Genomic DNA, 23,458 nt, shown 5'->3' with positions numbered 1-23,458 from the left:
ACGTCTGCCGGTTTCGTCACCCTACAGTGTTTTTCTCCTTGTTGATATTACAATATTAAGTAAAATCTCTGTTTTGTTAAAAATTTTTCAATGAAAAAAAATAATTTTTACATTTTTCCTAATAAAAAGATTTATATATTAAAAATAACATAATTTCGATTAGAGTTTTGTATGAAAGATTTTGAAATTTTTAATGGTGAGAATTTTAAATTATCATTTCTAAATAATTACCTAGGATTAAGCAGAAATGAAAGAGAAATCAAGTTGAAATGGGACAGTAATTTCAAGAAATAGGACAAATAAAAATTAAGGTGATGGGGTTTTTAAGGCTTGAAGTACAGTATTGAATGAAGGGGAATGGAGAAGTCCCTTCCATTTTACAAGGCTTTCTGAATTGGTTAAGATAGGAGTGAATGTGAAAGGAGATTTTTATACAGCATTACGATAACTCTTAATTCCTGCGTTTTTAAATTTAATTTCTAAGAAAAAGATTGATTTAATCGGCAGTTAAAATTCCCATGGACCTATTTCAGTTTGATTGTTGAAGCATTGTTATTTAAAAGTTTTTTTCAAGAACATAGTTCTAATGAGCAGGAAGGCCTCAGGTACCTTATTCTTAAATTGTGGATGAAGAAGTGCTTTATGGGAGTTCTTAAACCTTAATATATCCTCCATTACTTCTTACCCAATCAATAAGTTTAGAATAAATAGGGTTTCGGCTAAGAATGCCTTCATTTCCTAGGAAAACCATTTGCTGACGAGCTCTTGTAATACTCACATTTAGTTTTCGGTCAATTATGGTTTGATCCGCCTCGTCCCAAACTTCGGATGTCAGACTTCTCAATTGGTGGGGTTGATTGATGCAAAAGGAAATGATAATAATATCCCTTTGACTTCCTTGGTAACGTTCTACTGTGTCTACCACAATTTGATCATGTTCCTTTATTTTATGTTTTTCCAACTCCATTCTGATATGGGCTGCCTGATTACGAAAGGGGGTTATGATTCCTATAGATTTGGCCGGACTAAATGAGGAGGAATTACTATTTTGATTTCTTTCTTTTAATTGAATAATGGCTGCAACCAATTGAGCTGTTAAACGGGCTTCAAAGGAATTCACTTTAGGAGATTTATCCTCCGAATGATTATCAGAGGGAATAAAAACCAATCTTCTAGAGGCCATGACTTCTTCTAATCTTATTTGTTTATTTACATTTTCGATATGAAGTTTAGCTTCTTGCCACGGTGCCGGAATAAGTTGAAGTTTTCCTCCATAAAAGGCATGGTTGGCAAAAGTGGCCAATTCCCTGTGCATACGTCCTTGGTGAGTAAGCATGTCGTAAGCCCAATGCCAATTATGTCGTTGGCAAAGCCTAAACATTCGTTCAAAATAGGAGAAACTTCTATTGATGAGTCCAATTTGATTGAGATCGGGATCATTCACGGTTGAATGTTCAGGGTTTTGCAGGGCAATGGCTGGTAATTGCTTATGATCTCCAATGAGAATAAACTTATCTAATTGATTTAAAAGGCCAATAACTTGAGGCTCCAGAATTTGAGATGCCTCATCGACAATTCCAACCTGAAATTTCTTGAGTTGAAAAAGCTCACTTTTACCTGAAAGTGATGCTAGTGTTCCTATGAAAATGCGATGAGATTGTAAATATTCCTTTAATTCCTTTCGGGAAGAGGCTTCTTCGGCTACCTTATTTAATAAGGTGTGTCTAAATTGGGAGGCAGTTGATAATTCCGAGCCAATTCTTATGAATTTTCTTTTGGGATCAATTGATGCTTCTATGGCACCGTCTACTGCCTCGCAAATTTCGTCTACCGCCCTGTTGGTGTAGGCCAATAATAAAATATTTTGTCCTGGTTTCTGGTGCAACTCCTTGACCAGTGTTTTAAGCATTATAGAAGTTTTTCCTGTTCCCGGAGGACCACATAAAAGGAAGTAGTCTGGGGCGGTCAATGCTTTTCCAATGATTCTGTTTTGTTCAGGACTAAGACCCTGAAAAGTTTTAGGTATTGGGGAAATGGGAGGAGTTTTACCAAGTATTTTATCTTTTTTTTTCTGGTCTTTAGCTTGAAGAAAAGAGAAGAGAGACCTGTACATGCTGTAAAATCCTGTGTCCATAAAATCATGTTCAATGGCCCAGTGGGAAAACTGCTTAAAATACTTTTTATTTCGTTGTTTATATCTAAAACCGACTTTTACTTGGTCTTTTGAAATGGAAGCTATGCTACACTTTATGGCCTGATTTTTTAATACATGGTCATCCATTGTATCCCTTGGGTATAACACACCAATATCACCCTCTCGGAAATTTACAAATTGGTTGTTTGGATTGGTTCGGCTAAAAAGGATATAGGGTTTTTCTTTGTCAATTGCATTCTCTTCAATTTTTAAATCAAAAAGGATTTGGAAGCCTTCTTGCTTTTCTTTAAAGCTCTTTTGCCAAAGTCCTGCTAGCCCATGATCGGTCTCATATTGGGAATCACCAATTTTTGCCAGAAGGTGTTCCCTGGCAATAAAATTAACAAATGTGAGGAAAAATTTCTGCTCAATTTTGGGAGCTCGATAAAAGGCATCTTCAAATTCCCTAACGTTTTCTTTAATGAATTCCGGCTCCTTCTCAAAATTCTTTGAATTGAGAGCTTTAAGGGGCTCTAATATTTCTCGAAAAGATTGGGCATAAGCCAATTTTTGTTCTGTGATAATGATCAAGTTTCTAAGGTTGATCAATTCTTTTTCCTCTTGCAGTAGAGCGGGCGTAAACCGTAAGTTCTGATGGTTGGGGCTTGAATAAAAAATGGTTGGGTTTGTTTTTTCCACCTGTTCCGGAAAAACTTCTTGTAATAACAGACGATAAAGAAGACCTTGGGCCATATGGTTCTTCCATGTTCCGTTAGTAGGGGCTGAACGGGAAGATTTAAGTTCAATAATGCCAAGTGCATTCTTAGGATCCTGAGGCTGATGTAAAATGTCTAGTCGTCCCTGTAAACCATATCTTTCTGAGTAAAAAGAAGGTTCAAGTGCACAGTCTTTTTTATGGATTTGATGGTCACCTTTTTGGAAATCTTCATTTAAAACTCTACGAATATTTCGAAAGTGTGAAAACGCACTTTGCTGAAATTCTTTAAAGGCATCTAGGGGAATTAGTTCCTCCATGGTGGTGAATTCCATAGGGTAAAGCTGAAATGCCTGTGGAAATAAGTCGTTGAAATGTAAAGGTTTATCTGTGTCCTCATGAATTAGCTCATCCAAGAAAAAATTAGCTAAATTCCCTAAAAGTATTGAAGGTGTTTTGGGGTTTATGTCAAATTTTCTTTTGAGATGAAGACTGGGATTAATTCCTTTCCCCTGATAACATTCTGCTATAGCAGAAATATCTAATAGATAATCTGGTTCTAAAACAAATAGGGTAGGAATAAAATAGCCTTCCGAGTCAATCGTAACATCGATAAGGTTTAATTGGGCTCCTTCTCGAATTCCATCTATTGAGGCATTGAATTCTTGATTGCCAGGACTTCCATTTCTAAAAGTCTGATTGTATTTAACCCTAATGGGCTCTTTTTCCTTATTGTCTTCTGCCTTGCAAATAAGAATATCCTCTTCCTTTACTTTTTTAATGAGCTGAACCCTAAGTTTAGAAATGGTATTCTCTTTCCTAGGAAAAATAGGAGAGGGGTGGGAATCGGTATCTCCATTAAGCTTTTGAAGTGCCCTTGGTGGGCTGATTTGATAAAATGCCGATATAATGTCTCCTAAAGATTTAAATGCATTAGAAAGCCCCCTTTTTTTTATTGGATATTTTTGAGTAGAAACCAAGTAGGAAGTCTTTCGAAGGTGATGCAATTCCCATTGTTGCTTTGCTGATAAGTTGTATTGGTGGCTTAAAAAGACTATCCGACTAAAAAGATTGGAGAATTGTAAATTGACCTTCTGAGTTTTGTCTTTACAGATCCTGCCTAATAAATCGGCCAAAAGTTCATATTTTTCCTCCGGGTTTAGCCTTTTATGTTGGTAGATAACCAATAATTCCTCAAAAAAATCAAATGCAATCTGCTGTTTGTTCATAAAGGAGCAGTGTGGAAATAAGTTCCAAAATTTCACAAAAAAAATTATTTCTCCAATTTTTTTTGGATTTACGGTTACCTTCTTAAAAAATTAATCCATGAAGAGAAAAATATAATTATTTTGATTTGTTCAAGAAATGGAAATTTAAGATTATTTGTAGTTGTGGGTCTTTTTAGATTATCTAAATAATACAGATTTTTAATTGGAGGAACCTTCTTTTTGAAAAGGAGGGAAATAAACCCTGAGTTAACACTCTGAGATAGGAAGTCTGTTGAATTTAAAAGTCCGAACGATGGACAAATTAGTGAGACTTAAGTTTGAGAAATTTACAGGATAAATTAATTGATAATTAAATAATTATATGCCAAATTTTGGAACTTGAGTAATTTTTATTAGAAAAATGAATGTTTTTTTTATATAAAGATATTTTGGTTTTAATTAATTGTTATTGTTTTAGTGAATTTTAATGTACTGGTCACTATGAAATTATTCCATAATGAAGGAATAATTATAAAAATTATAAAAAAATAAATAGTACTAAAGTATGTAAATCTAATAATTTTTTTGTGCTTTATGTTTGTATAAAAACAATTTTTTGAAATATCTTTGTTACGTAATAAGTTTAGATTAAAACAATTATTCATTTACTTTGGAAAGAAAGAAATTAGAGAATAAGGGTTGGCTCTTTAGAAATTTGGTTAAACCCTTTTTACCCCGATATGAAGTAGTTTTCAGGTTATACCAAATTATTCCTGGAGAAGATGTTAAGTTTAAGAACCACAGGTTCGGTTTTGGGAAGGGTGAGCGTGAGCAAGCAGAGGCTTATTTTAGTAAGGTGGTAAAGTCCACACATGAATTTAATCTAAATCCTTCTGAGGTAATGCTGGTAAAAGGTAGGAAGAAGATTAAAAGTAGGAAATTTGGCCCAGTAGAAATGCTAAATCAAAAATTAAATTTGAAATTAGCCTCCTAAAAGGGGATGTTGGAATGTTTTTTGTAAAATCTATTACTAGTTAATTATTTTCCTTTTTAGTCGATATCAAGAGATTAAAAATATTTGGTGATTTAAAATAGTAATTCTTTTCCTTTAAAAAAATGTACGTGAACTCAGGGATTTTGGGTAAACTGCTCCATGGGAGTTAAACTTGTACTTGTGAGAGAGTGTGAGTTATTTTTTTCTGATATTCAGTTTATTTGCCATGTTACTGAGAGTTTATTTTTTGCCAACATCTGGGTTATTCCTGGTTGTTTAGTCCGGTAAATTACTGGTCAGTATTTTTTGTGAGTTCACGTTTTTTTGATTTTTTTTAAATTCAATCTCCTTTCTTCATTGTTTCCTGAGTTGGTTTTTTACCATAAAAAAGATCATGTATTAAATTACCTCATAATGTTTTTGCTGTTTAAATGAGTTATTTAGATTCATCTCCTACTTACTTAATTTTTTGTCCTCACTATCGATACCTATTTCATAATCCCTAAAATTTCACTTTTAACTTTTCGCATTTTTCCCTAATTCTTAACATTTATTCTCGATTTTTGCCTCGCTTTATTTGTGCCCTTTATTATTTATAAATAAGTCAAAGTAAAGCTTTTTATATTAATGTTCTCTTTTTTATTTATGTAATTAATATAATAATTTCTTTTTAATGTTAAATTTTTATACTTTAAAAATATGTCTATCAAATAAAATTTAACATGAAACCTAAATACAAATTTCCCTGGGCAGTATTGATTGCCATCTTGGTCATGGCCACGACCGCCTGTGACAAGCTTATGGATCCGGCTGATACCAGCCATAAAGAAGAATTCTCTATTGATTATGAGAAATATATTTTAGATAATGGTCTCGAGGTGGTTTTGCACCAAGATAAATCGGATCCGATTGTTGCGGCAGCTATTTTAGTTCATGCTGGATCAAACCGCGAGAAGCCAGGCAAAACAGGGTTTGCTCATTTCTTTGAACATATGTTATTTCAGGATTCAGAGAATGTAGGAAAAGGCCAGTTTTTTACTAAGATAAATGAATTAGGAGGGACCTTTAATGGGGGTACGTGGCAGGATGGTACGGTATATTATGAGGTGGTGCCTAAAGATGCTTTGGAGAAAATATTGTGGATGGAATCTGATAGAATGGGCTTTTTTATTAATACAGTCACTAGGGCAGGTCTGGAAAATGAAAAGCAAGTGGTGAAAAATGAAAAAAGACAAAGGGTGGATAACCAACCCTACGGGCATACTAATGAGGTGATTTTATCGAATTTGTATCCAAAGGGACATCCCTACAGCTGGACGGTGATCGGAAGTTTGGAGGACCTTCAAAATGCAAAATTGGAGGATGTTACAGAGTTTTATAACAAATATTATGGACCGAATAACTGCACTCTTGTTCTTGCTGGTGATTTTGAAGCTGAAAATGTTAAGCCGCTTATAGAAAAATATTTTGCAGAAATACCGGCCAAACAAAAAGTGGAGCCTTTACCCCCAATGCCAGTTGAATTAGCCGAAACCAAAGTGTTATATCATGAGGATAATTTTGCCAGTTTGCCAGAAATTCGTTTAACCTTTCCCACTGTAGAGCAGTTTCATGAGGATAGCTATGCATTAAATGCATTGGGGGAAATTTTAGCTGACGGAAAAAGGGCACAATTGTATAAAACTATTGTAGAAGATAAAAAATTAGCCCCCGAAGTCTCGGCTTATAACAGCTCTGAAGAAATTGCCGGGACATTTTCTATTAGAATTCGAGCTAATAATGGGGTAAATATGGACACTCTTTATTCAGCTGTGAAGGAAGCACTAGTAAAATTTGATGAAAAAGGTTTTGAAGACAAGGACCTGGAGCGTATTAAAGCTGTTCAAGAAACTGCTTTTTACAATGGAATTTCCTCAATTTTAAATAAAGCCTTCCAATTGGTAGTGTACAATGAGTTTGCGGGAGATCCTGGTTTTATCTCGGAAGATATTGCAAGAGTTAAGGCTGTTAGTAAGGAAGATGTGATGCGTGTATTTAGAAAATACATAAAGGGTAAAAATCATATTGTGACCAATTTTGTGCCAAAAGGGGAAACACACCTTGTTGCAAAAAGTGCTATTTCTGCAAATATTGTGGAAGAAGAGATTATTCAAGGCGTTGAAGAAACATTTATTGAGGAAGAGGGCGGACAATTGGCTTATGCCAAAACTCCTTCATCTTTTGACCGCTCGATAGAGCCTGACCTGAGCGAGCCCCCTTTGATTACCCTTCCTGAGGTTTGGACAAGTAGTCTTAGTAATGGAATGAAGGTTTATGGTATTGAAGCAAATGAACTGCCTTTGATTCAATTCAGTGTTCGATTAATGGGAGGACTAATACTGGACGATCCAGACAATGTTGGGGCAGCCAATATGATTACTGATTTGATGATGGAGGGAACAGCAAATAAGACTCCCGAAGAACTTGAGGATGCAATTGGACAGTTGGGGGCTAATATTAGTATGAGTACATCAGAGGAGTTCATTACTTTAACTGCAAATTGTTTGGCAAGTAAATATGAGGAAACATTGGAGTTGGTGGAAGAGATTTTATTACAACCCCGATGGGATATAGAAGAGTTTGAACGTATTAAAAAGCTTACCATTAATCGAATACAACAGCGGAATGCTAACCCAAATGCTGTGGCCAATAGTGTCTTTAATAAGTTGATGTTTGGGGATGACCATATATTGTCAAAATCCATTTATGGAAAAATAGAAAATGTAGAAAAGATGACTTTGGAAGACATTAAGACTTATTATTCGAAGGCCTTTTCTCCTTATGTAGCTAATTTCCATGTGGCTGGAGACATACCCCAAACTAAAATCATGGAATCATTGAAATCCCTGGAGAAAGCATGGAAATCAGCCAAAGTTAGTTTTCCAATGTATGATTTACCAGATAGAAAGGAAGAACCTACCTATTATTTTGTTGATATTCCTGATGCCAAGCAATCCGTTATTCAAATTGGACAGCTGGCGCCAGCAGGAAAAAGTAGGGAGTTTTTTGAAATTCATTTGGCAAATTATAGACTGGGAGCGGGATCAGCTGGTCGATTATTCCAAACTTTAAGAGAAGAAAAGGGCTATACCTACGGTGCCTATTCCTTTATTCAAAGAAGAAAAGACAGAAGTCTTTATAAGGCTGTATCAAGTGTTCGAAGCAATGTGACTTATGAATCGGTGGAAATTTTTAACGATTTGATTGGACAATATCAAAGGACTTACACCCAAGATGACCTCGATAAGACGAGCAATACATTGGTAAAAGAGAATACTCGACGTTTTGAGACTTTATTTAGTCTGCTGGGAATGCTGCAAAATATTAGCACATATGAATTACCTGTAAACTACATAGAGGAAAACCAGAAGGTCTTGGCTCAAACCACTATTGAGGATGTTAAAACTACTATTGAGAGGCATATGAACCCTATGCATATGACATACCTAATTGTTGGGGATAAAAAGTCCCAATTGGAAAGATTAGTTGATGCTGGGATTAAGCCTATTTTACTGGATCGGGAAGGTAATCCGATCACTGAAGAAACCGTAATGTGAATGAATTTTAGAGAATGAATTGATTTCACAATCATCAAAGGCAGTGTTTGGGGGATTTTATTTCCTAACACTGCCTTTTTATATAATAGGATTTTTTCTTGTAATTAGAATTTATATAAAAGGATTAGAAAAGTTTAATTGACTTAGTCCATTTAAACTTGAAGGTTACTTTTTAGTTCTTGAATTTCCAGAATGTATGTTTTTTAATTCGGATTTATCCTCAATATTCTAACCTCCTTGATTATATTATTCTTTCCATAAAATGAAGTTTACCTTCTAGGGGGGAGATTTTTCTTTAAAGTTAAAACTGCTGTTATTTTATCAAAACTAAAAAAGCGGGATCCTTTTAGGAAACCGCTTGAAGTAAATTTAAAAAGAAAATATCTATCAGTAGGTGCCCGCATTAGGGGCGGCATTTCTTGGTCTTGCTTTTTTTACAACGATGGAGCGACCATCCAGTTCTGATTCATTTAGGGCACCAATAGCTTCAAAAGCCTCATTTTCATTTTCCATTTCCACAAACCCGAAACATTTAGAATTTCCTGTTTCACGGTCAAAAATTACTTTTGCGGATTCAACTGTGCCAAATTGTTCGAAAGCGGCTTTTAGATCATCACTGTTGGTGTTTGAGCTGAGCCTTGCTACAAAGATGTTCATTTTTAAATTAAAATTTTAATGTGATGGTATTCAAGAGTTGTATTAAAGTATTGTAAAGTCATGCAAAATACATAATAGACAGAGTCTATTTGGCAATACCTCTGAATATCCAAAATTAATTAAATAATTGGTCCTGGTGTATTGTTTCTGTAAAATCTTATGATTCAATTTTGGTTATTATTTTCCCTGTTTTCATAAAACTGGGCAACATTTTCCTTTCAGGTGCCCTTGGTTTTTATTATTCATTTTATTTATCTGAATAATAGGCAGTTCTGTAATCTAATAAAACTTATTATAATTATTATAACTTTTTATGTTTTTTTGTGAAAAGAACATGTTAATTATAGAATTTCGCCTTTAAACTAGGTGTTAAAGGGCTTGTAAATTTCTTACTTAATAAAGCTTTTTAGGAGGACCTTGCTTGGAGGTAAAAATCTCCCATACCCCTTAAGGTTTTTTCTATTCTTAATTATTTTTGTGTTTGGAGAAGCAAAGCTTGTGCAAAAGCTCATTTGCGGAACTTACTCATATTGAAGGGTTGGTGTCTTTAACAATAGATGTAAGGGTGGTTGAACAACGGGTTCGTATGCAATTCAAAATAACTAATTATTGTTTTATCGTTTGTAAACAGGATGGTTTAAGAGATGAATTTGGATTAAGACCTTTGGCCTGGAGTTTTTGGTTAGTTTCCGCAAAATAGAGCAATTATTAATTGCTTCCCTCTTAAATTTGTAATTTCAAAACTGAATGTACTTATCAGTATGCTGAATAGGAATCTTATTGGGATAAAGAATATTATTTTTGATCTGGGTGGGGTAATTATAAATATTGATCAACAGTTGGCCTTTCATAAATTTTCTGGACTGGCAGGTTGCTCTTTCACAGAATTTAAACACCGAATGCAACAAAGTGGTTTTATTAATGTCTTACAAAATTATGAAAGAGGGTTGATAACTAGTAAGGATTTTAGAGCTCAACTGTGTCAATCTATTGGTAGAAAGATTGATGATGAATTCCTTGATATAGCTTGGAATAGTATGTTGCTGGATATTCCTTCTGAAAGATTGGAACTTCTTTTGGGCCTTAGAAAAAATTTCAAATTGGTCTTATTAAGTAACACCAACAAAATTCATCACGATGAATTTATATCAATTTTAAAGAAAAAGAGTGGAAAGGCTGACTTTTCCTCTTATTTTGATAGGGTATATTATTCATTTCAAATGCAGAAAATAAAGCCAGAGGTGGAAATTTTTGAACAAGTACTTCAAGAGCAATCATGGGAGGCAAATGAGACCCTATTTATCGATGATAATATTGAGAATATATCTGCTGCTGAATTTCTGGGAATAAAAACACTTCATATTAATGGTGATGGCGTTCTGATGAAGTTTTTTGGCAAATGAAGGAAGAAAATGAACAACCAGTGATATTCCTGCCCCATCTGGTACTGTTTGTAATTACTTTAGTTACCACCACTTTTGCGGGGGCTGAGTGGACAATGGGACGTTCCTTTTTTATAGGAGAAGAATTACTGGGTAAAAATGATTTTATAAATGGGTTTTCCTTTTCAATTCCATTTCTGACGGTCTTAACCATTCATGAATTTGGTCATTATTTTACAGCAAGGGCTTACCAGGTTAAAGTGACATTGCCTTATTACATCCCTTTCTGGTTGGGCTTTATTGGGTGGCCTTCCTTGGGGACAGTGGGTGCTTTTATTCGATTGAAGAGTCCAGTAAGTTCTCGCAAAGGCTTCTTTGATATCGGTATAGCGGGGCCATTGACAGGATTTGTTGCTGCTTTGGTTTTATTGTGGTATGGATTTACTCATTTACCTCCTTACGACTATATTTTTCAAATTCATCCGGATTATGCTCGCTTTGGTCCGGACTATGCCAAATATGTTTATGAAGATAACCCAGTTAATTTTGGCATTGGTAAAAATCTTTTATTTCTGTTCTTTGAGAATTTTATTGCAACCGAACCAAATAGAATTCCTAATAGTTATGAATTAATTCATTATCCTTATTTGTGGGCGGGGTATTTGGCCTTGTTTTTTACCGCCTTAAATCTATTGCCTATCGGTCAATTGGATGGAGGACATGTGATATTCGGATTATTTGGTTATAAAAGGCATGCTTTAATTTCTAAGATATTGTTTTTGCTTTTTGTCTACTATGCAGGGCTTGGTTTGCTCACCCCTTATCAAACCGATAAGTTTGCCCTTTTTATGGGGATGATTTTATATACTCTTTTTTTGTTTGTCACTTTTAAAGGCTTAAAGTTTTCTAGGCAAAATACGTTGCTATTGGCCCTATTGATTTTAAGCTTACAGTTGGTGACGGTTTATGCAATACCCTCTGCAAAAGGATATAATGGATGGTTGTTATTTACCTTTTTATTGGGGAGAGTTTTGGGTGTTTATCATCCAAAGGCCGCTCAAGATGAACCTTTAGGAAAAGGTAGAAAAATTTTGGGTTGGGTTGCTTTGGCTATTTTTATTCTTTGTTTTAGTCCACAACCTTTTATTGTGGATTGAAAGGGAGGACGATCATAATTTTGAATGTTATTTCTTTTCCAAGCAGGTTTTAGATTTACAACAAATTGGAGTATTTTTTCTTCATTTAGATCTAGAGGGATATAATTCTAGATTTTATAATCATTGATGGCTTTTATATACCATAATCGTTCATAGGCACCAGGATCTGTGACATTGAATGAGCTGATGCATCCTTTTATGGAGGTTAAGGATGGGTATTCATATTTCTCCATCCAATTTTTTACTTCTTGCTCCATGATTGAAAGGTGAGATATCCCATTTTTAAGGAGAGCGGAACATACCATACTGATATCCGCACCAACCATTGTCATTTTTATCACATCATTTCCTGAACTTATTCCAGAGCTAGCTGCAAAGTCACAGTCTATTCTGTCTTTTAATATGGCAATCCACCTCATTGGAAGTCTCATGTCCGAGGGAGAGCTTAGTAAAACATTGGGTACCATCTTTTTTTTAGTGAGGTCAATGTCAGGTTGGTAAAACCTATTAAAAAGTACTAAAGCTTCAGCCCCTTTTTTTACAATTCTTTGAGCCATATTGGCTATGTTTGAGAAGAAAGGACTAAGTTTTACGGCTAAGGGGATACTAATTTGATTACGAATGGACTCAATCAGTTGGAGGTAAGAAATTTCAGTTTCCTGACTACTACAATATTTGTCGGCCGCAATGTGGTAGAGACATAATTCTAGGGCATCTGCTCCTGATTCTTCGATTAATTGTGCGTATTCGGTCCAGGGACCCTGGGAAAACCCATTCAGGCTGGCAATAATGGGGATATTAACCACCTCTTTGGCTTTCCGAATTTTTTCCAAATAGTCGGTAGGGCTACTTTTTACCTGATGAATGAACTTTTCAGATGTATTCCGGGCTATGGAAATCAAGAATTTTTTTTCTTTTTCCAATCGTATTTGTTCCTCAAAAAGAGAATTGAACACTATAGCTGATGCCCCAGCATCTTCAAGCCTTTTTATATTGTCTATTTTTTTTGAAAAAGGGGAGGCTGAAACTACCAAAGGAGTTTTTAGTTCCATTCCTAAATAGGTTGTTGTTATATCCATAATCCTAAAAAGGTATGGTGTTTTTTGATTGTCCTCCCCCCTTTAATGATAAAAGAGTACCAAAACCCTTGGTTATGTTAACTCATATAGGCGGTAATTCCACCTACTAGATTTCGGGTGTTTTTGAAACCCTGACTTATTAAATATTTCTGTGCCTGACCACTGCGGTTACCAGACTTACAGTGAAGAATAATTTCCTTTTCTTTTAAGGAAGATAATTCCTCCAAATGTTGGGGAATGGTTCCTAAAGGAATATTTCGTGTATTTTCTATATTGACCTCTTCATGCTCCCATTCTTCTCTGACATCAATAATGATTAGCTCCTCATTTTTCTCCAGTCTTTCTTTTAATTCGGCTACTGTTATCTCACTCATAACTAAAATTTGTCGTTTTTAATTAATTAGGGACGTGATAGAGCGTGTTTAAATATTTTGTTTTGAAGGAAAAATGGAGTTATGAAAGGTTGATTGAAGCCCTTTTTGAACCTGTAGCCTTATGTTACTGGTGAAAAAACAAACCAAAATCATGCTTTTTAAAAACCATTTACAGCCATTAGAAAATTTTTAAATATGCTCTTAAGGTGAATCCCTTTTTAAATATTTACTCTAATATTATTTTCTTTTGATAAATTTTGTTTCCAATACTTATTTGAAGAAGGTAAAGGCCCTTGTTGAAGGAACTAAGATCAATAGGTTGGCTAGTTGAACCCATACCTTCAATAGATTTAATAAAACGACCGTTCATGTCATAAATTTTAATCTTATTAAATTGGCCATTAATATGTATTGGGCCTTCGGTTGGATTAGGGAAAATCAGAATTTCATTAGAAATTTCCGGCTCAGTACCTGTAATTGTAGAAATGTCGGAAACAAACCCAGGCCTAAGTAATAAACTTCCTTGAACCTTTTCATTGGATTGCCACTTGCCCATGGTATTAAAAAAGATCTTTTCACCCGTATTGGTATTTTTGTCAAGGCCTACCAACAGATAGTCATCAAGGTATTGTCTATAGCCGATGTAAAAAGTGTCCTCTACCCATATCGGTCGGTGCAGGTCATAAGAAATAAAACCGTCCTGTCCAGCATAATTTACAGTTGCACTTTGGGTGTAAGCGTTTTGTTGACTTTCATCCTCTAAAGACTTCCACACCATTAAATCAATAGGGACGCCGGAATAATTTTCACCAGTTTGTGCAAAATTTATGTCAATATGATCAATATAACCACTTTCCTTGATTATAAATTGGTAAGCCAACATTCCACTATTTTGATTTATTCCAGCTGCATATTCGGCGGTTCCATCATCATATGCATAATAGTCATCTAAATAGAAATCAGAGCGAATTGTGTCATTTGAACGAAAGTCAACGGTTTGGTAATAGGTGTTTTGACCATTGGAGTTATCCAATAAAAGAGTATCCCCTGATTTACTGAGAAATACCAATGTTTCTAATTCTACGCTTGTTTTACTTCCAGTCTCTGGGTCTTCTTCATTTGGAATTGCGGTTGCATTTATAGGATTTATTTCGATCAATCTGCGCTCCAGACTCTGAGGTGGGGGATTGGGGACGTAAGAATCTCCATCAGCATCTCTTGTCATTATATCCAGTGTGTCCAGCGTGACTTTATCAATTAATAAAGCTTTTATTTCTACGGGCTGCGGCTGGTTGTCAAGATTATTAAATTCTATGTTAATTGGACCCACATAGCTTTCGGGATCAGAGAAAAAATGGTTGGCCGGTATGGCTGTGAATTCTTTAAAGATACTACTGGGCCTGCTACTTAAAGCCCTGTCCAAATAAGTTTGGTCATTAGGACTTCGGTTTTTGTCCAGATAAATGTAATCTACTAACCAATCGTCTAGTTCTCCTCCCAGGTGTCCGTAATTTCGGAAACGAAATTGAAAATTGGAGTGGAAGAAATCCTCTTGATTAAGGGGAATTAATACCTGATTGAACTCTTCTTCTATTTGATCATTTGTTCCGTTTTTGAACCACACTTTTTTCCATCCATGGGAAGAATCTGCATCTTTGTGGCGAAATTCTAATACCAAAGAGTCTTCAGGGTTTGGGGTATTTCCTCTTCCTTTGAGTTGCCAAAAGAAGCTCAAATAAAGATTATCATCTACATTGAAAGCACTAATATCAATAGGTTTTGAAGTTAAAGTGTCCGCAGGGCCAATACGGGTTGGATCATTACTATATGGGACACCAGACTTATCAGCCCCATTAAATACGACATGATTTATACTTGGAGAATTGATGCCAAAATCTCCACTAATTCTAACATTACTTTCCTCCCATCGCTGGGAGATTAGTTCATTTCCCGAGGAGAAATCATCCCAAAAGGGAAAAATATCAGTTTCATTGGATCGGGAGGGTACCCCGTTTTTCGGTTTTTCTTTGGATAGTGGAACTTCAAGAAGTTGCGCCCATAGTGGGGCGCCACTAAAAGTAAGACCTGTATGTAAAAACAAAGCAATAAGATACCCTTTAATTTTCATTCAACGATAATTTTCTAATTAGTGATTGATATATTATCTGAAGGGCTATCTTCCAAAGTCGTACTATCGGTTTCTATTATCCATAAATCAACTAATTGCCCTGCTCTTACTTTTTCACCAGCCAAGGGGTTTTGCTGGAAAATTGTTCCTGGTATATTCAGGCTATCCTGTGCCGGAACAAAGGTGACGCTAGCCGTTTGTAGGGAAAGTGCCTGGATATTAAAGTTGGCCTCTTCCTGATCCATTCCTGTTAAATCAGGCATTTCGAAGTTTTGTTTACTTAAACCGTCCCCAATTACTAGGTCAATAGATGATCCTTTTGCTATACGCGTACCTGGTTTGATCTTTTTGCCCAGATATAACTGTGATAATACTGCATTTTCTGCAAGATCAGGAACATATTGCAAATTACCTACTTCCAGGCCATAACTAGCCAAAATCATTTTGGCATTTTTTAATGATCCATCTATTAGGTTGGGCATGCCTATCATTGGAGGGGTTTTTGCATTCAGGGAAATATAAATCTTCCTGTTTTCCTTTACTTTAAAGCCCGCTTTAGGATTTTGTTGAAGTACCGAAAGGGGACTATAATTGGTAGAATAGCCAGAATCTTGGGTAACCACAAACTGAAGGTTTCGGTCTTTGAGGAAACGTTCTACATCCTCCAACGGTCTTCCTACCAAATTTGGAACCGTAATGGTTTCCTTATGATGGGTTTCTGAGGGAAGATATAAATAAAAGAATCCAAGAACAACAGAAGTCCCTAAAGCCAATATTAGGGTCAAATTAAATAATAGTCCTTTCCAAGAGTTAAATTTAATATTCATCATTAAGCCTTACTTAGTTCTTTAGTTGATCCGTATTCCAGAATAGCATCAATAAATTCGAAGGGTTTATAACCATTGATTGCACTCTGGTGAAAAATACATGTTGCCGGTGTCATTCCCGGTAATGAATTTATTTCTATGATAATAGTTTCAGCCCTTCCATCCTCAAAGATCCTTACAAAGGCATCTATTCTAGCATAACCCTCAATATTGAGAATTTTAGCCACCTTCTCCAACTCTGATCGTACTTGTTGACTAATGTGATTTTGTGAGTTTGAATCCTTTGAAAAACGGGCAGGGGTAATGTTCTGTCCTTCTCCGGCCAAAAACTTTTCTTCTAAAGAAAGTACTTCACCGGTAGCCAATGTTTCGGAAGGTTCAAATATTTCATATTGAATTTTCCCTTCTTTATTACGCTGTGTCAGCAACCCACCTGTTATTTCAAGAAAATGATTGGCCTCTTTTCCTTTTTCAATTAACTCTTCCAAAAGGAAATAGGATTTTATAGGGAATTCTTCATTGTGTTTTAACTTTAATACCTGTGTTTCTTCATGGGAAAGTTGTTCCGTATTTCGAAACATTAATGTTGCAAATGCTTTGAGCTCGTCCCTGTTTTTGATCTTTTTTACGGCAGAACTACAACCATCATCAGCTGGTTTGGTAATAAATGGATAAGTGAAATTGTTTTCTATCTCCATAATTACTTTATCGGGATTAGCTTCCCATTCCGATTGCTGCACGAGACGATGCATAGCTACCTGGATTCCATGAGCTTTTAATAACTCGTTGGTTTTGAATTTATTGATGGTGAGTTGAGAGCTACTAATTCCCGAACCATTATACGGTAAGTGGTATTTTTCTAATTCCTGTTGAATGGCTCCATCTTCCCCTGGTCTTCCATGTAATGCAATAAAAACACAATCAACTAATTCGGATAACTCCTTATAATTAATTTGTCGTAAATCCAGAAGATCTTGACCTGCATATTTATGTGTGATATCCAGAGTTTCTTTTCTGATTTCCTCAATAACCGGGTGTTGATTTCGCTCCTTGTATGTCAATATTTTTTCATTAATGTCATCTGCATTATCTTTTAACATAATATTGACAGGAAGGATGAAAAGATCGTGATTTTCCAAACTTCCACTTAAGAAGATAGGAATGGGTTCATATTTGGTGGAAGAGGAAAGCTTTTCATAAATATTTCTTCCACTTTCAACCGATATGTGTCTTTCAGAAGAAAAGCCACCCATTATTACCGCCACTTTCTTCTTTGTAGTTTCTTTTTTACCTAATGAAAGAATTTCTTGGTCTAATTGTTGAAGCTTTTTTCTTAGTTCAAAATTTCGTTTACCAGTTTTTATCCTTTCATTAAGAGAGGTTCGGATAATATAGGTTAGAAATTGAGAGGGGTTTAACCCGATTTCTGCCGCCTGATGGAAAAAGAAAGCTGAAGGCAGCATTCCCGATGTGGTATTTGGGTCGTTCAGGAAGATTTGCCCATTCAACGTGATAAAACCATCTATTCGGGCGTAAACATTACAGTTAAGTACTTTAAAAAGACGACTACATTCTTTACGAATATCTTCAATTTGTTTGTGCGGTAGGTCAATTGGAGTCACCTTTCGGGACATTCCTGCCAGGTATTTGGAGCGATAATCAAAGAGTTGATTCCTTTTTATGATTTCGGTTGGAGGAAGAGCAATAGGATTACCTTTTTCATCTTGAATAACAATACAGGAGAATTCTTTTCCATCAATAAAGGACTCCAACAAAATTTCTTCTTCAGTATCTAATGGGGTGAGTTCACATTGAATTTCTCCGGCTGAGGCCTTTTCGTCCAGAAAACTTAATAAATGCTCTGGGTGTTCAATCAATTGATTGTCACAATAGGCTGGTAATCCAATTCCCTCTCTAATGTCAATAAGTTGACTAATAGTTTGTATTTTTTCTTTTTCGACCAGTTGTTTCCAATCCTGAAGTGAGATGGTCTTTATAAATAAACTCCTAGTCACAGCCTCCTTAAAAGCATCAAAATTGTCTTGCTGGAGCACAGAAACACCTATGGATGAACCTTGATGTGGGGCTTTGATGACAAATGGCAGACCTAGTTCTTTTTTAAGTTGCTCAAAATAGGGGGCTTTTTCCTTCATCGAAATCCAGTGTGAACGGGTCAGGGTTTGATGTTTAGGCCCGTCAAAACCATTTTGTTCCAGAATTCTTCTTTGAGCAATTTTATCTATCCCGATTGAGGAAGGCAAAATTCCACTCCCCGAATAAGGGATACCATACCATTCTAATAATCCTTGTAAGTTTCCATCCTCTCCATAAGGTCCATGAAGAGCTAAGAAAGCAAAATTGAACAAGTTTTTGAATTCATCTGGAGAAACCTTGCGGCCAACTTGATTGATAATGGCCTGTTGCTCCTTGGAATCTAAGGTCCCCAAATGTTCAATATATAATTGAAAGTTCTTGGTACTGTTGGCTTGGGCAGTGGTTGGGGGGTAAAAGTCACGAATAGTTCCTTTGTAAACGTATTCCCAATCTAGTAAAATGAAATTTCCTAAACTATCCACAAATACTGGAATGGCCTCAAAAAGTGACTTATCCAGGTTATCGTATACTGTTCGACCTCCAGCAAAAGAAATTTCCCTTTCTCTTGATTGGCCTCCAAAAAATATTCCTACTTTCATTACTGCAAATATAAGGAATTAACGAAAGGAGAAAAGACTCCTAGTTAATCAATGCCCTCTCTAAATAAATTAAATACCGGTTTCTACGCAATTTTCATGCTAAAATTTTAACATGAATAGTTCTTTTTTTCCTTTAGTAATAAAATTGAACGCTCATTTTTACCAATTAGGATAATTCAATGCGATTTAAAATGATTTTTCCAAATGTGAACTATAATCAGAATCTGTTTTTTCAATATTTAACGTTGAAATGGCTTTATGAAATAATATAGTCTGCATTTTAAGATTCCTAAAACTAAAAAGAGGTCTTAAAATTCATTCATTTTAAATAGAAATCTAATTTTGACAAGTTTTAAAAGCTTAAATCAAAATAAAAAGGAGAAAAGGTAAAATCCCTTTCTCCCATTATTTATTGCTCTGTTTCTTTTACTTTCAATTAATTAGCCTCAATTGAGATTTAATAATTTAAAAGCTTAAATTTTAATTTGTTATCATTTTCAAATGATAAATAAATATTAGCTTTCGGTAGTTGTCAAATTAATGGCCTGAACCGCATTGATTTCTGGAATAGCTTTCTTAATAGCTTCTTCTACTCCAGCTTTTAGAGTCATAGGTGACATTGGACAAGTGCCACAGGCACCTAATAGTTCAAGCTGTAAAACCATGTCTTCATTGACATCAACGATTTTTACATTTCCGCCGTCAGCCTCTAGGTAAGGCCTAATGTTATCCAAGGCCTTTTCAATCTTTTCTTTAAGTTCAGGTGTAAGGGAAGATTTACTTTCCATCGGATTATCTTAAGGTTTAATTTCAACTTTTTGGGTTTTTTCAAAATTGGCATTTCTTATGGCTACTTGTCGAGCTACTTCTTCTGCCAATTTCTGGAAAGAGTCAGCGGACGGTCCTTCTTTCATAACGGCCGGATAACCATTGTCTCCGCTTTCTCGGATTCCTTGTACTAAAGGAATTTGTCCTAATAGTGGGAGATCGTGGTCTTCGGCTAGGCTTTTTCCTCCCTCTTTTCCAAAAATAAAATATTTATTTTCGGGAAGTTCTTCTGGTGTAAAATAGGCCATATTTTCTACGATTCCTAACACCGGAACATTAATCTGAGGTTGTTTGAACATCGCCAATCCCTTTTTTGCATCGGCTAAGGCTACTTTTTGTGGGGTGGTTACCACTATGGCTCCTGTAACTGGCACCGTTTGTACCAAGGTCAAATGGATGTCGGAAGTACCAGGAGGTAGGTCAATTAATAAATAGTCAAGTTCACCCCAATCGGTATCCGCTATAAATTGGCGAAGGGCTGAACTGGCCATTGGACCTCTCCAAATTACAGCATTTTCAGCAGGAGAAAGAAAACCAATGGAAATCAATTTTATTCCGTATTGCTCAATGGGTACTATGTAATTCTTGCCATCCTGTTGTACCACACTGGGGTGTTCATGCTCACATTTGAACATGGTAGGTATGGAAGGGCCAAAAATATCTGCATCGATTAATCCTACCTTAGCGCCACTTTTGGCTAAAGCTATGGCCAAATTGGAGGTAACAGTCGATTTTCCTACACCTCCTTTTCCAGAAGATATGGCGATAATGTTTTTGACCTTTGGCAGGATTGGAGCGCTATCCCGAACGGATGTTACGTTTGAGGTGAAGTTAATGGAAACTTCTAAATTACTATCTACTAAATCATAAATTGCTTGCTCACAATTTTTCCTTAAAACTTCTTTTAACGGACAGGCAGGAGTGGTTAAAACAACCGTAAAGGATATCTTTTTCCCCTCGATAAGAATGTCTTCAATCATATTCAGAGTAACCAAATCCTTTTTAAGGTCAGGATCCTCTACCGTCCGAAGTGCTTTTAATATCTGTTCTTTTGTAATTGTCATCTTAATAGAATCAGTTTTTACTGATTTGTTTATTTGATAAAGGAAAAGCTTAAATGCTTCGGCTTCCTTATCAAATGATTGTAATTTAACGTCAAAAATAACGGATTTGGGGTGTTTTTCGTTGCAAAGTTATCGAAAATTATAACTAATGCTGAAATTTCTTTTTTAATCTTTGATTAGGTTTCCAGGGTGGATGAGAAATTGCAACATTTTTTGGCCGAAAATCGCTAAGACCAGGTTTAACCCTGAAATTAACATTTGCAAGTATATTTTTTGTTGAGCTAAAATTAAAAATATCTGGTTTAGGGAGGCTGGTAAACAATTTCTTTCTGTAATAAACGTCTTTTTAGCTTAAGGCCATTTATGTGAAATATTTTGTCGGGAAATGAAATGCCTTTATCTTTGATTGGAGTTTCTTCCTATAGAGTGTCCAATCATAATCATTGATGGGAAGGAATCTCATTTTTTTAAGCATTAGGAAATGGTGAGGCTTAGCAATATGCGGCATTTACCAGAAAGGTACTGAAATTGAATTTTTCGCAGGATACAATAAATCAAATACATAGTAGGGTGGCCATTGAGGAAGTGGTAGGTGATTTTGTTTCTTTAAAGAAAAAGGGTCAAAATATGTGGGCCTGCTGCCCATTTCACAATGAAAAGTCTCCTTCATTCTCTGTATCCCCTTCAAAAGGCATTTATAAGTGTTTTGGATGTGGTAAATCAGGAGATGCTATCCAGTTTATTATGGACATTGAAGGGTCCACTTTTGGGGAGTCTATTAAATACCTTGCTGAAAAATATGGAATTGAAATAGAGGATGAACCCCAGTCCGATGAGCAAATACGACATCAGAATGAGAAAGAAAGCCTTTATATCGTTTCGAATTTTGCGCAGGAATATTTTTCATCAAATCTATTGAATCATGCACAAGGCCGAAGTATTGGTCTTAGTTATTTCAAAGAGCGTGGATTCACTCAAAATATTATAGAGAAATTCGATTTAGGTTATAGTCTTGAAGCCTGGGATGGCCTTTTAGAAGAAGCTAAAAAGAGAGGCCACAGCCTTGATCTGCTAGAAAAAGCAGGACTAATTATCCGAAAGGAAAATAAAACGTATGACCGATTCCGAAACCGGGTGATTTTTCCTATTCATAATATTTCGGGAAAAGCTATTGCTTTCGGTGCTAGGATTTTAACGTCTTCAAAAAAACAACCCAAATATCTTAATTCACCGGAGACGGCTATTTACCATAAGAGTAATATTCTTTATGGAATTTATCAGGCAAAACAAGCTATTCGTCAAAAAGATAACTGCTATTTGGTAGAGGGGTATACTGATGTGATTTCCATGCACCAGGCCGGAATTGAAAACGTTGTGGCTTCCTCTGGTACTTCATTGACTGAAGACCAAATTCGTTTGATTTCCCGATTTTCCAATACGATTACCGTCCTGTTCGACGGGGATACCGCCGGCTTGAAGGCCTCACTAAGAGGGATTGATATGATCCTAGAAGGTGGTTTGGATGTGAAAGCAGTTGCTTTTCCGGATGGCGAAGACCCGGATTCCTATGCCAGAAAATTTGGTTCTACGGCCTATCAAGCTTTTTTGAATGAAAATGCGCAGGATTTTATATCCTTCAAGGTAGGAGTGTTGACCCAAGATGCCACAGATGATCCAATAAAGAAGGTAGAAACCATTCGGGAAATTGTGCAAAGTATTGCTCGTATTCCTGATTCTATAAAAAGATCTGTTTATATAAAACAGTGTGCCGAACTTCTGTCATTAGATGAGCAGTTACTGATTGAGGAGCAGGATAAGCTTCTTTTTAAAAAAGAGAAAGAGCGGCAAAGGAGCAATGAATTTAGGGAAAACAGCTCGGTTTCACATCCGGCTGTTGCAGAAGTAAAGAGCAAGCCCAATGTTCAAAAAAGATTGCCTGATGCAGTACGCTTGCAGGAGAGAGAAACTGTACGTTTGCTGATAGTATATGGGCTAAATCCTATTGAGGAGGGCGCATACCTTTATCAGTATTTACTGGAGGAAGTGGAGGATGTAAACTTTGAAACTCCCATTTATCAGGAAATTATCTCTTTATTTAAAGATCATCTAGATAAGGGAGAAGGAATTGATGGGGATTATTTGATAAGAAATTCATCGGAGCATATTCGCCAAGAAGTAATTGATCTCTTGGCCGAGCGATACGAAGTAAGTCAAAATTGGAAAGAAAAATTTCAAATTTACGTTCCGGAAGAAGCTGAAATCCTTAATCATGTGGCTTTTAGCAATGTATTGCGTTTAAAATTAAGGGTTTTGCAAAAACTGATTTCGGAAAATATGCAGGAATTAAAAATTGCCCTTAATGATGAGGAAAAGCAACAGGACATCTTACAAATTCATACTGCCTTGAAAAATAAAGAGATGGAAATTGCTCGATTGTTGGGAATTGTTGTGGTTCGATAAAGTAACTAAAAGGGGGAAGAGTGAAAAGAAGAAAGGTGTATTATGATAATTTATTAAAACCAGCGTTTAAAAGTTTTCGTACAATCGAACAATTGTTGGTGAGGTGTAAGGATTCAAGTGTATTTAAAATTGAAGAAAACTACATATTTAAATATTTTTTTT

15 protein-coding genes are annotated in these 23,458 nt (G+C 35.7%); 6 read left to right on the top strand and 9 right to left on the bottom strand.

The genetic code is table 11. The annotated features are described in order from the left end of the window. Window positions 1-652: 652 nt before the first annotated feature. Window positions 653-4,078 carry an AAA domain-containing protein gene (locus E1171_RS21895; RefSeq protein WP_155208212.1) on the bottom strand — a complete coding sequence of 1,142 codons (3,426 nt, stop codon included), beginning with the start codon at window positions 4,076-4,078 and terminating at the stop codon, window positions 653-655. A 649-nt stretch (window positions 4,079-4,727) separates the two neighbouring features. Between E1171_RS21895 and E1171_RS21890 the strand changes: the two genes are divergently transcribed. Further along, window positions 4,728-5,051, top strand: a complete 324-nt coding sequence (locus E1171_RS21890) for a hypothetical protein (RefSeq protein WP_155208211.1) — start codon at window positions 4,728-4,730, stop codon at window positions 5,049-5,051. A gap of 722 nt (window positions 5,052-5,773) precedes the next feature. After that, window positions 5,774-8,647 carry a M16 family metallopeptidase gene (locus E1171_RS21885; RefSeq protein WP_155208210.1) on the top strand — a complete coding sequence of 958 codons (2,874 nt, stop codon included), beginning with the start codon at window positions 5,774-5,776 and terminating at the stop codon, window positions 8,645-8,647. Between the two features lie 387 nt (window positions 8,648-9,034). Here the strand turns inward: E1171_RS21885 and E1171_RS21880 are convergent, their stop codons facing one another. Beyond that, window positions 9,035-9,304, bottom strand: coding sequence for an RNA recognition motif domain-containing protein (locus tag E1171_RS21880; protein ID WP_155208209.1), 270 nt, complete (start codon window positions 9,302-9,304; stop codon window positions 9,035-9,037). 481 nt (window positions 9,305-9,785) lie between these two features. Here E1171_RS21880 and E1171_RS21875 point away from each other — a divergent pair, with 481 nt between their 5' ends. The 3 genes from E1171_RS21875 to E1171_RS21865 all read left to right on the top strand — a co-directional run bounded on the left by E1171_RS21875 (window position 9,786) and on the right by E1171_RS21865 (window position 11,843). Next, window positions 9,786-10,004 (top strand): hypothetical protein, encoded by a 219-nt coding sequence (locus E1171_RS21875; protein ID WP_155208208.1) that lies wholly within the window; start codon window positions 9,786-9,788, stop codon window positions 10,002-10,004. Window positions 10,005-10,065: 61 nt separating this feature from the next. Further along, window positions 10,066-10,707, top strand: coding sequence for an HAD family hydrolase (locus E1171_RS21870; protein WP_155208207.1), 642 nt, complete (start codon window positions 10,066-10,068; stop codon window positions 10,705-10,707). Further along, a complete protein-coding gene (locus E1171_RS21865) occupies window positions 10,704-11,843 on the top strand; it encodes a site-2 protease family protein (RefSeq protein ID WP_155208206.1) in 1,140 nt (379 codons plus the stop codon). Before E1171_RS21870 ends, E1171_RS21865 begins: the two co-directional genes overlap by 4 nt. 107 nt (window positions 11,844-11,950) lie before the next feature. Here E1171_RS21865 and E1171_RS21860 read toward each other — a convergent pair whose 3' ends face one another. The 7 genes from E1171_RS21860 to E1171_RS21830 all read right to left on the bottom strand — a co-directional run bounded on the left by E1171_RS21860 (window position 11,951) and on the right by E1171_RS21830 (window position 20,836). Continuing rightward, window positions 11,951-12,922 (bottom strand): dihydroorotate dehydrogenase-like protein, encoded by a 972-nt coding sequence (locus E1171_RS21860; protein ID WP_155208205.1) that lies wholly within the window; start codon window positions 12,920-12,922, stop codon window positions 11,951-11,953. Between the two features lie 77 nt (window positions 12,923-12,999). Next, a complete protein-coding gene (locus E1171_RS21855) occupies window positions 13,000-13,296 on the bottom strand; it encodes a rhodanese-like domain-containing protein (protein ID WP_155208204.1) in 297 nt (98 codons plus the stop codon). A 226-nt stretch (window positions 13,297-13,522) separates the two neighbouring features. Further along, window positions 13,523-15,424 carry a T9SS type A sorting domain-containing protein gene (locus E1171_RS21850; RefSeq protein ID WP_155208203.1) on the bottom strand — a complete coding sequence of 634 codons (1,902 nt, stop codon included), beginning with the start codon at window positions 15,422-15,424 and terminating at the stop codon, window positions 13,523-13,525. A gap of 14 nt (window positions 15,425-15,438) precedes the next feature. Next, the gene (locus E1171_RS21845; RefSeq protein WP_246164484.1) at window positions 15,439-16,254 is read right to left on the bottom strand and encodes a PASTA domain-containing protein; all 816 of its coding nucleotides are present in this window, start codon (window positions 16,252-16,254) and stop codon (window positions 15,439-15,441) included. After that, complete coding sequence (locus E1171_RS21840) at window positions 16,254-18,944, bottom strand: D-alanine--D-alanine ligase family protein (RefSeq protein ID WP_155208202.1); 2,691 nt, start codon at window positions 18,942-18,944, stop codon at window positions 16,254-16,256. Before E1171_RS21840 ends, E1171_RS21845 begins: the two co-directional genes overlap by 1 nt. Window positions 18,945-19,459: 515 nt before the next feature. Further along, window positions 19,460-19,732: a NifU family protein gene (locus tag E1171_RS21835; RefSeq protein ID WP_155208201.1), complete on the bottom strand. Its 273-nt coding sequence runs from the start codon at window positions 19,730-19,732 to the stop codon at window positions 19,460-19,462. Between the two features lie 9 nt (window positions 19,733-19,741). Next, complete coding sequence (locus E1171_RS21830) at window positions 19,742-20,836, bottom strand: Mrp/NBP35 family ATP-binding protein (protein WP_155208200.1); 1,095 nt, start codon at window positions 20,834-20,836, stop codon at window positions 19,742-19,744. A gap of 528 nt (window positions 20,837-21,364) precedes the next feature. Here E1171_RS21830 and dnaG point away from each other — a divergent pair. After that, a complete protein-coding gene (gene dnaG, locus E1171_RS21825) occupies window positions 21,365-23,296 on the top strand; it encodes a DNA primase (RefSeq protein WP_155208199.1) in 1,932 nt (643 codons plus the stop codon). Window positions 23,297-23,458: the final 162 nt, after the last annotated feature.

The sequence above is a fragment of the Xanthovirga aplysinae genome (genome assembly GCF_009711365.1).
Taxonomy (GTDB): domain Bacteria; phylum Bacteroidota; class Bacteroidia; order Cytophagales; family Cyclobacteriaceae; genus Xanthovirga; species Xanthovirga aplysinae.
This window is presented reverse-complemented; position numbering and strand designations above follow the sequence as displayed.